Origin of the sequence: Sporosarcina gallistercoris, from assembly GCF_014836415.1 — a bacterium.
Lineage (GTDB): Bacteria > Bacillota > Bacilli > Bacillales_A > Planococcaceae > Sporosarcina > Sporosarcina gallistercoris.
Genome location: NZ_JACSQY010000002.1, coordinates 61736 through 76954, shown reverse-complemented (window position 1 = coordinate 76954; position 15219 = coordinate 61736). Strand labels below are relative to the sequence as shown.

Genomic DNA, 15219 nt, shown 5'->3' with positions numbered 1-15219 from the left:
GGACTTTCGTTGGCGATAAAGGGTATGGACGAAAAGGAGGAATTTCAGAGTTTTTAGAAATAGAGTGAAACCGCACGGGATATTTGCCGTAGACTAATTTGTAATGAAGTTTCATAAAAAGGAGAAGATTTCATGAAAAAATGGACAAAAGGTATTGCAGCAGGATTACTCGTATTAGCATTAGGAGCATGTGGTTCGGACAAAGAACCGAATGTTGAGGCGGAAGCAAATACAGGTTCACCAAGCAATAATGAAGATGCGGGTAAGGAAAAGGCAAATAAGGAACTTACCGCTCAAGAGGTGTATCAAAAGTCTCTGGAAGCTTCAGAGTCTATCAATAGTATGCATGCGGATTTTGCGATCCAACAAAACATGAAGACAACTGGTGAAGAAAATCTGAGTATGAAAAATGATATTGCGATTACGATGGATATGGTGACAGAACCGATGTCCCTCCATCAGCAAATGACTGTGAAAGGGGATGCTGAGGGCTCGATGGATATCGAGATGTATGGAGAAGGAGACGAACTATACATTCAGACGCAAGAAATGGAAGGCGACTGGATTCTCATTCCTGCTGAAATGCAAGATGAAGTTCTGGATGGGATGGACAGTTCCAATGCAATGATGGACTTGGAAGTGTTCAAAGATTTCACAGAAGAATTTACACTTGAAGAACAAGGGGATGAATATGTTTTGAACTTATCCGCTTCAGGTGAACAATTCGGTGAACTTCTGAAAGAGCTCATGGACCAAGCCACTATGGGAAGTCAAGGAATGGAAGCAGAAGAGGGATCGATGGAAAACGTAGAAGTGAAAAAGATTGACCTGACGCTTCACATTGACAAAGAGACCTACTATACGAATTCGTTTGATATGAAACTGGATGCAATCATGGACATAGCTGGTTATCAGACTGTCACCATCCAAAATATCAATGCGGAAATGAGCAAAATCAATGAGTTGGAAGATATCGTTATTCCAGACGAAGTACGGAACAACGCTTATGATATGTCCGGAAACAAAGTTGGGGAATAAGGTTAGCGTGATAAATTGAATCGATGATTAATGGCGGCAGTGAGGCAGGTGAGGAAAGCGTATGCGATCCTCATCTGTTTTTTTTGGTTCTTTTCCCCGAATGTGAACACTTGTTATCTCCTCATTCTCACTCCAAACGCAGCGCCATCAAGTTCACAAATTAGTGAGAATCATTTTCAGTTGTCGGTTGACTTCCGAAATGGATTTGCTATAATAAGACTTGCGGCTAACTGATAATAGTTTTCATTTAAACCAATCGAGCCCGCAAATATCTAGATATCGGAGTTCTTCATGAAGAAACGTTATTTGATAATCGCGCTAATTCTCCTCTCGCTTCTTTCTTTGTTCGTGGGAGTGAGCCATATTTCACCAAAAGACCTGCTGGACTTCCGCTCTGAGGAAACCGAGATTTTTCTCATTAGTCGGCTGCCAAGATTACTTGCGATTTTGCTCGCGGGTGCAGGAATGAGTATTACCGGCCTGATCATGCAACAGCTAAGCCGCAACAAGTTTGTATCTCCGACAACGGCTGGTACATTGGATGCCGCGAAACTTGGGATTCTCGTTTCGATGTTGTTATTTACAAACACGTCAACGATTGAAAAGATGCTGGTCGCGTTTGCATTTGCACTCGGTGGCACTCTGCTGTTCATGAAGATTTTGGACCAAGTTAAATTCAAAGATGCTATTTTCATACCGCTCGTAGGTCTCATGTTCGGGAATATCCTGTCTTCGATCACCACTTTTTTCGCGTACAAAGCGGACGTGATCCAAAACATGTCCTCCTGGCTGCAGGGAGATTTCTCCCTCATTATGAAAGGCCGTTACGAATTGCTATACATAAGTATCCCCGTTCTCATCATTACTTACCTCTATGCAAACCGGTTCACGGTAGCTGGAATGGGTGAGGATTTTTCTAAAAACTTGGGGCTAGCTTATAGAAGGATTGTGAACATCGGGTTGATATTAGTCGCACTCATTACGACCACGGTCGTGTTGACAGTGGGTGTCATTCCGTTTTTAGGATTAATCATCCCCAACATTGTTTCTATCATCAAAGGAGACAATTTGGAAAAAACACTACCGCATACAGCCATGCTAGGCGCGATTTTCTTACTCGTGTGTGACATTCTCGGAAGGGTGATCATTTACCCTTATGAAATCTCCATTAGCTTGATGGTCGGTGTGATCGGCAGCGCGATTTTCCTCTATATGTTGTTTAGGAGGAAAGCCTATGCGTAATCGTAATAAGATGCTCATACTTTCTGTTGCTGCTCTCATTTTCTGCGGATTGTATTTGTTCCAAGACTTGAATGGAAGTTATGACTATGCGCTGCCTCGGCGAGGTATCAAAGTGGTTGCCATGGCGCTAACGGGAGTTGCAATCGCCTATTCGACAGTCATCTTCCAAACGATAACGCACAATCGTATTTTGACACCAAGTATTATGGGACTCGATTCCTTATATATCTTGCTGCAAACTGTGCTTATCTTCTTCCTTGGATCCACACACGTGACAATTGTGAATAAGCAAGTGAACTTTATGTTATCGGTTGGGGCTATGGTCGTCTTCGCCTTACTGCTGTATCAGTTTCTGTTCAAAGCAGGCAAGCGTCCGATTTACTTCCTGCTACTCGTCGGAATCATCGTCGGAACCTTTTTCCAAAGTATTTCAACGTTTCTGCAAGTGCTGATAGACCCGAACGAATTTTTGAGGGTACAAGACAAATCCTTCGCGAGCTTCAATAACATTAACGGAGATCTGGTCTGGTGGGCGCTAGGGATTTTAGTGATTGCACTCATCATCGGTTGGCGGAAGTTCAACGAAATGGATGTGCTGTCACTCGGTCGGGACACAGCCATTAACCTAGGCGTCGATCACGATAAAATCGTCAAAACGATGCTCATACTATCTTCTGTACTGATTGCTGTATCGACAGCGCTTGTAGGTCCTATCACCTTTTTCGGGCTAATCGTTGCGAACCTGTCGTACCAGTTTTTCAAAACATACAAGCACTCGATTTTAATAGCAGGTGCTTCAGTCATGAGTATCATTGCATTAGTTGGCGGACAATGGGTGGTCGAAAGAGTATTCACCTTCTCTACAACACTTAGCGTCATCATTAACTTCGTTGGTGGAGCCTACTTCATCTACTTACTATTAAAGGAGAGTCGATCTGCATGATCCAGGTTCGAGAGTTGACTAAGGCCTATGGGAACAAAGCCGTCGTTGAAAAAGTGAGTGTGGATATCCATCCTGGTAAAATCACTTCATTCATCGGACCGAACGGGGCAGGGAAATCGACACTGTTATCTATGGTAAGCCGGCTGCTTGACGCAGACACAGGTGAAGTACTCGTGGATAACAACAACGTCAAGAAGATGAAGTCCAATGAGTTCTCTAAACGTGTGTCCATTTTGAAGCAATCCAACTTTATGAATGTCCGTTTAACAATCCGTGAACTGGTATCGTTCGGTCGATTCCCTCACTCCAAAGGACGTCTCCAAGCTGAAGATATTCAAATTGTGAACCAAGCACTCGACTATATGGACTTGATGAGTATGCAGCATATGTACTTGGAAGAACTATCCGGCGGCCAAAGACAGCGAGCATTCATCGCGATGGTCATCGCCCAAGATACAGATTATATCCTGTTGGATGAACCCTTGAACAACTTGGATATGAAGCACTCCGTACAAATTATGAAGATTTTACGACGTCTGGTGGATGAACTGGGGAAAACCGTAGTCATCGTTCTTCACGACATCAATTTTGCTTCAGTCTACTCGGACCGCATCGTCGCTTTAAAAGAAGGACGCGTCGTAAAAGATGGCCCAACAAATGATATTATCAACTCGGAATCACTTCGGGAAATTTATGATATGGATATTCCAATTCAACAAATGAACAATTGTCGCATCTGTGTGTACTTCAACTCATAAACCAAAAGGATGGTATGGAAAACATGAAAAAGCTTACTGTATTAATTATGGCATTTGCATTGATGCTTGTTTTAGCGGCATGTGGTTCTAAAGATGAAGATAAGAAACCAGAAGCAAACGGTGCAGGATCAGATAACTCCTCTGAAAGCAATGACTCAGCAGAAACGAAAGAAATGACGTTCAAGCATGAGCTTGGCGAAGCGACATTGGAAGGGACTCCGAAGACAGTAGCAGTATTCGACTTCGGCGTATTGGACACGTTAGACGAGCTTGGTGTTGAAGTGGCAGGAGTTCCACAAGCAACGGTTCCTTCATACTTGGAGAAATATGCTAGTGACGAGTACACAAACCTTGGAAGCTTGAAAGAGCCGGATTTTGAAGCCCTTCATGCGATGAAGCCCGATGTGATTTTCATCTCTGGTCGTCAAGCGGAATTGTACGATCAATTTGCAGAAATTGCTCCAACGGTCTACATGGCTATCGACAATACTAAGTACATGGAATCATTCAAGAACAACATGGACATTCTTGCTCAAATCTTCGATAAAGAAGATGAGATGAAAACAGAACTAGCTGATGTAGATAAGCTAGTTGAAGACATTCATTCAAAAGCTTCCGAAATAGATAGCAAAGCATTGATTGTTCTTGCGACTGAAGGAAAAGTAAGTGCGTACGGTCCAAGTTCACGTTTCGGTCTGATCCATGATGTATTCGGTTTTACACCGGCGGATGAAGGAATTGAAACGTCTACACATGGCCAGAACATTACGTTTGAATACATTCTGGAGACAAACCCGGATATCCTGTTCGTAATTGACCGTGATGCAGCAATAGGCGATGGCGCAAATGCTAAAAAGACGGTAGAAAACGATCTTGTAAAGAAAACGAATGCATTCAAAAACGACAAAATTGTTTATCTGAATGGGGAGTACTGGTACCTCTCTGGTGGCGGTTTGAAATCCATGAAAGAAATGATCAAAGAAGTCGAAGCAGGACTATAATTATATGAAAAAGGCCGATTCCATACGTGGAATCGGTCTTTTGTGTCTGCCCGGGAAGTCTTCGCTATGCTACACTTTAAGCAATAGAATGAAGAGAGTGGGAAATGGTATGGGAAAAGCGATTACGGTGCGCGGGAAGTCGGTTGAACAAGCTATAGAGACGGCGCTTAATATCTTATGCCTCGATTTGTCGGATGTCCATATCCACGTGAATAAGACCGCCGATTCGAGCGGGTATAGTGAATCAGCCAGATTTGCGGAAGTGACAGTGACTCCGGTTCGCTACCACGCACTGGTTAGTGAGGTTCCGGTAGATGAATCCGGACAACCAGGTGTCAGGATTCGAGGCGGACGAGTTGAGGTGCATGCAGCATCAGCGGATTCACTCCCTTCTATTGAAGCGGGTGATGGAGCATTGGTGATTGTGAATGGTGAAAAAATAGATGGAAGAAAACGAGTTTCGGAATCGGACATTGTGCACATCCGAACAATAGACGAGTTGACCCGTGCCCAGTTATCCATTTCAGTCCGAGAGCACGGAGCCCTTGCGCTATTAACGGTATCTCCGGGAAAAAAGATCACCCGTACTGTTAAAGACACAGAGTATACGTGTAATCTGGCAGTAGAAACGAATGATGTCCATGAGGTCGTGAACGATGTGTCCCAACGTATGATCCGTGATGCATGCGAACAGTTGGGAATCAGCGCACCATTAGACAAGCGAGTGTTATGGGAAGCGTGTGAGACGGTGGTACCCTATGAAGCCATCATCGCACGGGGGATCTTTCCTAAACCGGGACTTGATGGAGATGTTGAAGTACAAATTGACGTCGATGGCATAACCCTAGCTGACGAAGGCAAAGTGAATTACCGGGAACAAACATCGATGCAACTCGTTCAAAGTGGTCAACTTGTGGCGGCTGTTCTTCCACCGATTCCTGGCCAATCGGGAGAAGACGTATTTGGAAATGAGATCCCGGCAGAAGATGGAAAGACAGCAACCATCCGTTTAGGCAAGAATGTTGTGCAAACTGGAAATCACATCTTTGCGAATTGCTCCGGAAACCTTGTGTTGGAACGAATGGATCATGCGATTTTCATAGATATCGCTGACTCCCTGGAAGTGGATGAGGTGAACTTTGCGAGCGGCAATATCCATTTCGATGGTGACGTCACTGTAAAAGGGAGTGTCAGCCACGGCTGTCTCTTGGACGTAACAGGAGTGCTTGAAATTGGTGGTGAGGTAAGTAAGGCAGAGGTGTTTGCAGGGAAGGCTATCCATGTAGCTGGTCACGTTTCGTCATCGACGGTTGAAATGGGGCAACAACAATCACCGGATGCGAAATATGCTATTGAGTTGGAGGGGATGCTTCCTATACTCTGCAAACTTGGATCATTCATCCAAGACATTGCGGCATTCCGTAAGGTTGAATTATCATCCTTGGATGGGCAAGAGCTGAAAAAACTATTTCGTATAGGATTCGGTGATTCGTATTCTGCTTTCCAAGAACAGCTTCAAACTTTCTCACAGCGCAGAGAACCGATTCCAACAGATTCTGACTGGCATGAGTTGCAGTCGACTTTGTACAATATATTTGTGAACACGTTGAATTCAGGCGTAAAAGATGGGCGAGAGTTTCTTGACCTGGTATCCAAGGCACAGCAGATGGCAGCCCGTCATCTTCCGAAGAGAACTTCGACAACTGAACGCTTGAGTCTTCCATACGCCGTGAATAGCACATTGAAGTGTGCAGGTACTATTGAAATCACAGGGAACGGCCTGGCTCAATGTAATGTCCATGCCCAGCTGGATCTCCTGGCGGAAGGCGTTTGTCGGGGTGGTGAGCTGGTTGCAGATCGACACGTATCCATCCGGGAATGCGGTTCTAAACGGGGTGGACAAACGATAGTCCGGACAAGTGAAGAAGGATCCATTGTCATCGGAATCGCACATGCAGGTACAGTCCTGATGGTAGGAGAGCAGTCCTACCACTTGTTGAAAACCCAAATCGGTGTGAGCGCAAAAATACATAACGGAGTGTTGACTGTCCGTTAAAGGGGTCTCTAAAATTACCCTTTACCCAAGCACTAACTAACTGTATAATGACAGGTGTCATGACAGTAGTTCGGACAGTGGAGGGGAAAAGATAATGGCAAACACTATGGAACGCGTGCCTTCGAAATCTCAGGGGCCGGGAACGATTTCACGTAACAAATTACTTGTAATATCAGGAACGGGTTGGATGTTTGACGCAATGGATGTGGGAATCCTGTCATTCGTGATTGCAGCAATTGCTGTGGAATGGAATCTTGCTCCAGCAGCAATCGGATGGGTTGGAAGTGTCAACTCATTAGGAATGATGTTCGGAGCAATCGGGTTTGGCTTATTAGCTGACCGAATCGGAAGAAAGCAAGTTTTCATGTTAACATTAGTGCTGTTCTCAGTGGCAAGTGGATTATCTGCATTCACGACAACGCTTACAGCATTTCTACTATTACGTTTTTTTGTCGGAGCAGGACTAGGTGGGGAACTGCCGGTGGCATCGACGTTAGTTTCTGAAAGTGTAGAAGCGAAAGAGCGGGGTAGGGTCGTTGTCCTTTTGGAAAGTTTTTGGGCAGCAGGATGGCTTATCGCTGCGCTCATCGCATACTTCGTCATTCCGACGTACGGTTGGAGAGCTGCACTCATCATCACAGCGTTACCTGCATTCTATGCACTCTATTTACGACGTAACTTACCGGACTCTCCGAAGTTTGTACACGCTGGCGTCGTAAAGCAATCTGTCGGGGAAAAAATGACGGCTCTATGGGCGAAACCTTATAGAAGGCGTACACTTATGCTCTGGATCGTTTGGTTTACAGTCGTCTTCTCTTATTATGGGATGTTTTTATGGCTGCCAAGTGTGATGGTCTTGAAAGGCTTTGCGATGATCAAAACCTTCGGCTACGTCTTTCTGATGACGCTAGCCCAGCTCCCAGGCTATTTCTCAGCGGCATGGTTAATAGAGCGGACAGGCCGCAAGTTTGTCCTCGCCACATACTTGATCGGAACTGCGCTGAGTGCATTTGCATTCGGAAATGCAGAGACGTTAGCGATGTTATTATTATTCGGTGCCCTGTTGTCGTTCTTTAACTTAGGAGCATGGGGGGCGTTATATGCGTATTCACCAGAACAATATCCAACGTCAATCCGTGGAACTGGAACGGGGATGGCAGCAGGAATTGGTCGTATTGGCGGTATTTTTGGTCCGTTATTAGTCGGTTCCATGTTAACGGCAGGTTATGGATTCGGGCTGATTTTCGGGATTTTCTGCGGTGCGATATTGATAGGGGTTCTTGCTGTGATATTTTTAGGGACAGAAACGAAACAAATGGAGCTGGAGTAAAATACAAGAAAACGTTAAAACAAGCCTCTTAGCGGATGGACGATCCCGCTTGAGGCTTGTTTTGTTTTCTAGTAACTAACCGTTCTAGACGCGGTCGGTTATATCGTTGAGCAATAATGATCGGTACATTGAATAGAATTGCATACGCAACATTTAGCCAACTTGCCCAAATAGGATTCCATAGGAAGAATAGTGCTGCAGGGACAATCGATATCCAATGAGTCCATTCAGCCCTTCTGGATTCGACGATGAATTCATCCAATGATGCAGCATCGTTCCCGTGGAGCGACTTTTTGTTATATCCGTTTCGGATGAACATCGTACCGTCCGGAATGAGTTGTTTCCACTTTTTCACTCGAAAGAGCCGCTGCCACAAATCACCGTGCTGCTCAAAGTGGAACGTCCTAAAAAGACGTTCATGGCGGATGAACCAACGAATAGGGATCCGGACAGTACAGAAGGATATTAAAAGGTGGAAAAATCCCCATGCAACAGCATCCAGCAGGATAACCCAAGGTAGTGGTAATTCAATTAATGGCATTGTCGAATCACCTCGGCATTCCGATTATACGTGGACATCGCGTCCGCGCCATTTGACCGTTTTGCGTACGTGAGTGAGGTAGAGGGAGTACACAAAGATAACGGTGAAAAACAGTAATAATACGGGATAGAACGGAAAAATCCACCATGAGAAATTGCCGGTTCGTCGTGCTAGCCACGCCATTTCCATGACGTTCAGAAGGTAAAGGACGCAAGCAGTTAGAATCCAGGAGACAGACCCCGATAGTACGGAAAGTACGAGCAGAGCGGGAGTGACAAATCCACCGGTGATCCAAAGATTCACAAACGTCATCACGAATGGATGGGTAGACTTTGATGCAGTACCGAAGTTCTTAGTCCAACCTTCCAACAGCTGATGAAAACCTTCCGGATACATTCGGAAACGAACAAGTCCCCGTCCCCCGTAGCAGCGGACAGGCAGTCCTTGACCTTGGAATGCTTCTCCGAGTGCTAAGTCGTCCATGACAGCCCCGCGAATCCCTGCGTGCCCGCCGGATGCATCGTAGTCAGCGCGGTTACACAGGATACATGGCCCGAATGATCCAGCACTTGAAAATCGATCTCCGAACGGTGTGAACACATTCATGCCAGCCATGACGATAATGTTGAAAATAGTTGAAGCGTTCTCGTACACTTGTTTAATTTGATGGTATGGCTGTAGGGATAAAATTCCTTTTCCGCCCATCTCTTCATAGGAGGTCACATAACGCAATAAGCTATCGGATTCCTCAAATGCTGTGTCTGCATCCATGAATAGCAGAAGTTTTCCTTTAGCTGCCTGAGCGCCTGCCCAACATGCGGCTGATTTCCCGATCCAGCCATCTTCAGGTCCCGTATTTCGGATGACACGGGCATTGTACGAACGCGCCACTTCGCTTGTCCGGTCTTCACTATCGTCGTCAATCACAATCGTCTCAAAAGAAATACCTTTCTGCCGAGAGAGAGATTCAAGCAACGGAACAATCCGGTGTTCTTCGTTACGCGCTGGAATAATAATGGAGACATTAGATGGATGCTGAATTTCAAGTGAACCTTCAGAAGAGGGGGTTGGATAACGCCAAAACATGAGCAATCCGCTAGCAAGACCAAGCGCAGAAATAATTGCTGCAAGTGCAAAAGCAAACACTATCACCAGAAATCCCCCTCTCTAAAGCTTACAGCCGGTTTGGCCGTTCTATTACCCATCATCTTTTCTTTGACCGATCGCGCTTCACGATTTTTTCGCTCACTTGCTGACCGCTGAGCGTTACCATAGGCATACCGCCGCCAGGATTGACAGTACCGCCGACAAAGTAAAGGTTATCGTAGAGTTCGCTCTCTTTTTTGTGCTTAAAGCCACTATTCTTCTTTTTGTCGGATACTGTCCCGTAAATCGCTCCCCGATCGGATCCGTATGTACGTTCAATATCATGAGGAGTCCAAACGTCACGCGTCACAATGTGATCCCGTAATCCATGCAACCCCATCCGCTCCAACTTATCCAGCACACGCGCTTCCAATTTTAAGTAATCGTCTGCGGTAAATGGATTATCTTGTATATAGGGGATGTGCGGCAAGATTTTTAAGTTCTCATGTCCTGGCGGTGCTTGTGACGGGTCTGTTTTGTTTGTGTTGACGACGTAAAGGGTAGGATCATCCGGTAACTCATGTTTCTTGAAAACCTTATCCATTTGCTCATGCAGCTTTTCAGAGAAGAAGAAATTGTGATGATTTAAAAAAGGATACGTCTTACTCACTCCGAGATGCAGTACGAGACCGGAGCTGGACGGCTCGAATTTCTTTTCGAGCTTATGCACGAATTTTTTATCTGCATCCACCATTTTCTTGTAAAATGGGATCACTTCCATATTGGATACGTAGTAATCGGCTGTCTTCAAGGAACCGTCTTCTAGTTCGACACTAGTGATTCGTTTATCTTTGTTTGTATGGGCACGCACAACACCCATGCCTGTATGTAAGTGGACTCCGGTTTCAACAGCCAGTTTTGTTAATCCTTCAGCTAATTTGTGCATACCCCCTGGTACGTACCAACAGCCCTGGACATGCTGCATGTAAATCATCATGTTGAGAACCGCAGGAGCATCATAGGGAGAAGAACCGACATATTTGATGAAATAAGAGAGCATATCTCGCAGATGGGGATCGCTGATTCGTTTTGAAATCGCTTCATACATCGTTGACGTAAGATCGAATCCTCTCAGAGACGATAATACACCATGGTGTGCAAGTACTTCTTTCGTCGTATCAAGACCTTCTGAGAAGTATCCTGTTTCTGTTGTGTCATAGAGTCGTTTTGCATATTTTAAGAACGAATAATATTCTTTTATATCGCCACGAGTAAGCGAAGGATTTCCCCGTTCCATTAGACGCAGGTCTCCATACAAATCTAGCACTGTGCCGTCAGGGAAGAAAGAGCGCCACTCACGACTGAGTCGAGTCATGGGGACATAATCAGCCATGCGTTTCCCGCTGCCGCGGAACAGCTTCTCAAAAATGTGCGGCATCGTTAAAATGGACGGACCAAGGTCAAAGCCGAAGCCGTCCTGTTCGAGGCGGTTCAGTTTCCCGCCTATATGTGTATTCTTTTCATATAATGAAACGGAGTATCCGTTTTGTGCGAGGGAAATCGCGGCAGATAGGCCACCAAGACCTCCCCCGATAACGAGTACCGATTTGTTAGGATTCCTCATACACGTATCGTCCTTCTTTCCCATTTTCTTTTCAACCAATTGAATCAGCTAAAATCCTGATCATTTCCCGTTTTGTCACGAAGTTTTTCCGGGCAAAGCAATCGTAGTTATTCTGGCGGACACTCGTCAAAATCCCCCGGTAGACTTGTGCGGAAGCGAGAACGGCAAATTGGCTGTCTTTGTCAAATTCCGGTATGAAACTTAGGAATTCCTCATACAGAATTTCAGCCCTTTTAGCCAAATGCTCCCACACACGGACAAAGTCGTCCGTGATTTGACCATTTGCAAGTTGGTCAACACGGTATCCGGCTCTCTGCAATTCTTCAGTAGGCAGATAGATTCTTCCTTTCTCCCGGTAATCCTCACCTACATCCCTTAAAATATTCGTCAATTGCATGGCGACACCGAGACTGACTGCCGCGTCTGTACAATCACGCTTTGCATTCGAAGCGATGATCGGCAGGAGCATTCGGCCGACTGATCCTGCGACGTAGTAGCTATACGTTTCAACATCATCCAATGTGGCAGGAGTGGAAAAGGAGATGTCCATCCGCTGACCTTTAAGTTGATCGTAAAAAGGCTCAAGATCCATTTTGTACGTGTCAAAAACTATGCGCAGTGCGCGCCACAGTGGATGGTCGATTTCTTGTCCCCTTGCAAAGCGGTTCAGTTCATCAGTTAACTTATCCAATGCGACTAACTGTGAGATACTCCCATGGTTTTCATCTACACTATCATCCGCAGTCCGGCAAAATGCGTAAATCGCATAGACAGCTTGTGCTTTTTCGTCAGGGAGTCTGGAAAAAGCGTAGTAAAAACTTTTCGAGTGGCGTTTGATGATCTGTTCGCAAAACGCGAAGTCGTCTTGGACAGACAGTTGGGTTGTCATGAAAAATCCCCCTTTCAGCGGGTGTGGAATAGGATTCCTTTGTCATCGTGCAAGAGTTCCTCCGTGGCAATTCGTGCGGACAATAGAACGATTGGAACACCGGCCCCAGGATGAGTACTGCTTCCTGTGAAGTAAAGGTTTTCACAATGGGTGGCTTTGCTTTGAGGTCTCATATGATTGCTTTGAGAAAGTGTTGGCTGGAGACCGAAAGTGGCACCATTATATGCGTTGAAGCGCTGTTCAAAATCAGGTGGCGTCATGTACGATTCAGACACGATTTCCTGTTTGACGTTTTCGAACCCTTTCACTTTTTCGAGAGCGTCCAATATATAGCCTCTGTAATGCTGGATCGTTTCATCATTCCACTCATACTGTGAACATGATTTGTCAGACACAGGAACGAGTATGTAGAGTCCATCTTTCCCTTCAGGTGCAAGACTCGGATCGAGTTTGGAACCGATGTATACGTAGAAGGATGCATTGTCGAGCCGCTTCCCGGTGAAGATATCATTCAGGTTGCGTTCTAATTCTTCGTTGAATATGAAGTTATGTGCATTAGGGACGTCATCATATTTTTTGTCCATTCCGAGATACATCAAGAAACAAGAACAAGAATATTTCATATTGTCAATCTTCTTATCGGTATATTTTCCTTTAGCTTTTGGTTCTTTTACAAGATTTTTCATCGCATACGGAAAATCGGCATTGCACATTACAAAATCGGCCGGAATCACTTCTCCATTGAGACGAATTCCTTTTGCTTGGCCGTTCTGAATGACAATCTCGTCAACTGATGAATTGTAGTGGACAGTGCCTCCTAATTCCTTGAATAATCTCTCAAGGGATTGGGCCATCGTATACATACCGCCTTTTATGAACCAGACTCCGTAAAGGAACTCTATCATCGGAATCATTGTATAGAGAGAGGGACCACTATAGGGAGAAACTCCGATGTACAATGTTTGAAAACTGATCATTTGTTTCAGGCGTTCGTTTTGAATGTATTTGCTGATGAATGTATCTGCATTATCAAACGTCTTTAATTTCAATCCTTGACGCAACATGGAATAGTTATAGAAGTCCGATGGCTTGCGAAATGGTTTCTGAAGAAAATGTTCTTTCGCCACTAGGAAACGTTTATAGATTTCTTGCAAGTACTCCAGGAAACCTTGTGCGTCCTCATCCCCGAAAGATTCTAGTGTTTTAGTCAATTCAATTAGATCCGAGCTGATTTCATAATGATCTTCGGGCTGATCTCCGAAGTACACGCTGTACATCGGATCGAGGCGCTGCATGGGGATATAATCATCTGGATCGACACCGCACACTTGAAAGACTTCACGGTAAAGTTCAGGCATCATGACAATGGTCGGACCTAAGTCGAACTGATAGCCATCTTGCTGGATCCTATGCATCTTTCCGCCAGGCAACGATTCTTTTTCGTAAAGTGTGACCTCATATCCAGCATGCTGTAATCTGCATGCGCTCGCTAATCCGGCTACGCCGGCTCCTATGACAATAACGCTCTTTTTCAAATGAATCTCCCCAATTCTCTCTTATGATGGTTTATAGTTTCATTTGTACAATGTTTTATGTTAAGATTGTACAAGAAATGCTCGAAAAGACCTTAAATTATTTAATTTATTCCCATTATACATGATTTCAAACATTGTACACGTGTTATGTTTGTACAATGTATGGATGTTATAAGTCTACTAGTTAGATATGTAAAAAATATGAAGATTCTTCTTTCGGAAAAGAGGAAATACAGCATGAAAACAACTCAAGATCAAAGTCTTCTTGTGAAAGAAGTTTCTGAACTTACCGGACTGTCCCGGCAAGTTATCCGTAAATGGGAAGACCGATATGGGATTATTTGTCCGAAACGCCATGAAAACGGTTATAGGCTGTACACGCTTGAAGACGTCGGTACACTTTTGAAAATCTGTGGTTTGAAAGACAAAGGACATTCACTGAAAGAAGCATTACACATACTCCGCTCGCAGGAGTCATCGGATGTTGTGCCTAAAGCGCCACTAAGCGGAGACGTCATCGAGCTTTTAGAGAAAGGGGCTAATTATGATGAAGCAGGTCTTTTACTTCTCTTGAAGCAAGCACATCACCGATATGGATTGGAGAATTTTTTAAGTAATACGATACAGCCATTAATGTTTGAAATCGGAGAACTATGGGCGAGAGGAGAGTGGGATGAGAGTCAAGAAACGATCACCAGTTTAGTGATTCGTGATTTCTTAGTGCAGATACGAAGAAACTTTGACTTGGGTGAAGGAGCGCCGATCATTCTTGGGAGCTGCTTGCCTAACGAAACACATGAAATCCCATTGCATATCATTTTGCTGCAAGCGATGATGCACGGCTGGCAAACGATTGCAGCTGGCCCTTCCCCTAAGCTGACCTCCATTGAATACTTAGTGCAGCGGCTGAAACCGGAAAAGTTGCTTTTGTCAGCGACTACTACACTTCCGTTTGAACGGGATCCGCAGCTGTTTGAAAAGCTGGAAGCTATTGCATCGAGACATCAAGAGACCGAGTTTTTTTTAGGAGGGCATGGCGTTTGCAGCCACGAAATCTTTTTGGCACCTAAAAGAATCCGGATTGCTTACACGATGGATGAGGTTTTGAACTGACACGTGAAACGTTTCCGGATGAGAACCGTATAAATATAAGAGTTATCCGGAGTACCTGTTGCA

At 44.8% G+C, this 15219-nt stretch carries 13 protein-coding genes; 8 read left to right on the top strand and 5 right to left on the bottom strand.

The features are described from left to right. The first annotated feature begins 132 nt into the window (after window positions 1-132). The 7 genes from H9659_RS03640 (at window position 133) to H9659_RS03610 (ending at window position 8368) form a co-directional block, all read left to right on the top strand. Entirely contained in the window at window positions 133-1038 is a 906-nt protein-coding gene (locus tag H9659_RS03640) for a DUF6612 family protein (RefSeq protein ID WP_191688598.1), read from the top strand. Window positions 1039-1329: 291 nt separating this feature from the next. After that, window positions 1330-2280, top strand: coding sequence for an ABC transporter permease (locus H9659_RS03635; RefSeq protein WP_191688597.1), 951 nt, complete (start codon window positions 1330-1332; stop codon window positions 2278-2280). Continuing rightward, complete coding sequence (locus tag H9659_RS03630; protein WP_191688596.1) at window positions 2273-3223, top strand: iron chelate uptake ABC transporter family permease subunit; 951 nt, start codon at window positions 2273-2275, stop codon at window positions 3221-3223. Before H9659_RS03635 ends, H9659_RS03630 begins: the two co-directional genes overlap by 8 nt. Continuing rightward, window positions 3220-3981 carry an iron ABC transporter ATP-binding protein gene (locus H9659_RS03625; protein WP_191688595.1) on the top strand — a complete coding sequence of 254 codons (762 nt, stop codon included), beginning with the start codon at window positions 3220-3222 and terminating at the stop codon, window positions 3979-3981. The genes H9659_RS03630 and H9659_RS03625 overlap by 4 nt, the downstream gene beginning before the upstream one ends. Before the next feature lie 23 nt (window positions 3982-4004). Then, entirely contained in the window at window positions 4005-4982 is a 978-nt protein-coding gene (locus tag H9659_RS03620) for a siderophore ABC transporter substrate-binding protein (protein WP_191688594.1), read from the top strand. A gap of 109 nt (window positions 4983-5091) precedes the next feature. After that, window positions 5092-7038: a FapA family protein gene (locus tag H9659_RS03615; RefSeq protein ID WP_191688593.1), complete on the top strand. Its 1947-nt coding sequence runs from the start codon at window positions 5092-5094 to the stop codon at window positions 7036-7038. Between the two features lie 94 nt (window positions 7039-7132). Next, on the top strand, window positions 7133-8368 hold the full coding sequence (locus tag H9659_RS03610; protein WP_225217638.1) for an MFS transporter: 1236 nt from the start codon (window positions 7133-7135) through the stop codon (window positions 8366-8368). 28 nt (window positions 8369-8396) lie between these two features. On the opposite strand, the gene H9659_RS03605 is transcribed toward H9659_RS03610, so the two are convergent. The 5 genes from H9659_RS03605 to H9659_RS03585 are packed head-to-tail and all read right to left on the bottom strand — an operon-like array spanning window position 8397 to window position 14043. Beyond that, window positions 8397-8909, bottom strand: a complete 513-nt coding sequence (locus H9659_RS03605) for a glycosyl-4,4'-diaponeurosporenoate acyltransferase CrtO family protein (RefSeq protein ID WP_191688592.1) — start codon at window positions 8907-8909, stop codon at window positions 8397-8399. 24 nt (window positions 8910-8933) lie between these two features. Beyond that, window positions 8934-10061: a glycosyltransferase gene (locus H9659_RS03600; RefSeq protein ID WP_318240684.1), complete on the bottom strand. Its 1128-nt coding sequence runs from the start codon at window positions 10059-10061 to the stop codon at window positions 8934-8936. Window positions 10062-10113: 52 nt separating this feature from the next. After that, the gene (locus H9659_RS03595; RefSeq protein ID WP_191688591.1) at window positions 10114-11619 is read right to left on the bottom strand and encodes a phytoene desaturase family protein; all 1506 of its coding nucleotides are present in this window, start codon (window positions 11617-11619) and stop codon (window positions 10114-10116) included. Between the two features lie 31 nt (window positions 11620-11650). Then, window positions 11651-12508, bottom strand: coding sequence for a phytoene/squalene synthase family protein (locus H9659_RS03590; protein WP_191688590.1), 858 nt, complete (start codon window positions 12506-12508; stop codon window positions 11651-11653). Window positions 12509-12522: 14 nt separating this feature from the next. Further along, the gene (locus H9659_RS03585; RefSeq protein ID WP_191688589.1) at window positions 12523-14043 is read right to left on the bottom strand and encodes a phytoene desaturase family protein; all 1521 of its coding nucleotides are present in this window, start codon (window positions 14041-14043) and stop codon (window positions 12523-12525) included. Between the two features lie 237 nt (window positions 14044-14280). On the opposite strand from H9659_RS03585, the gene H9659_RS03580 reads away from it, so the two are divergent. Further along, window positions 14281-15156, top strand: coding sequence for a MerR family transcriptional regulator (locus tag H9659_RS03580; RefSeq protein ID WP_191688588.1), 876 nt, complete (start codon window positions 14281-14283; stop codon window positions 15154-15156). Window positions 15157-15219: the final 63 nt, after the last annotated feature.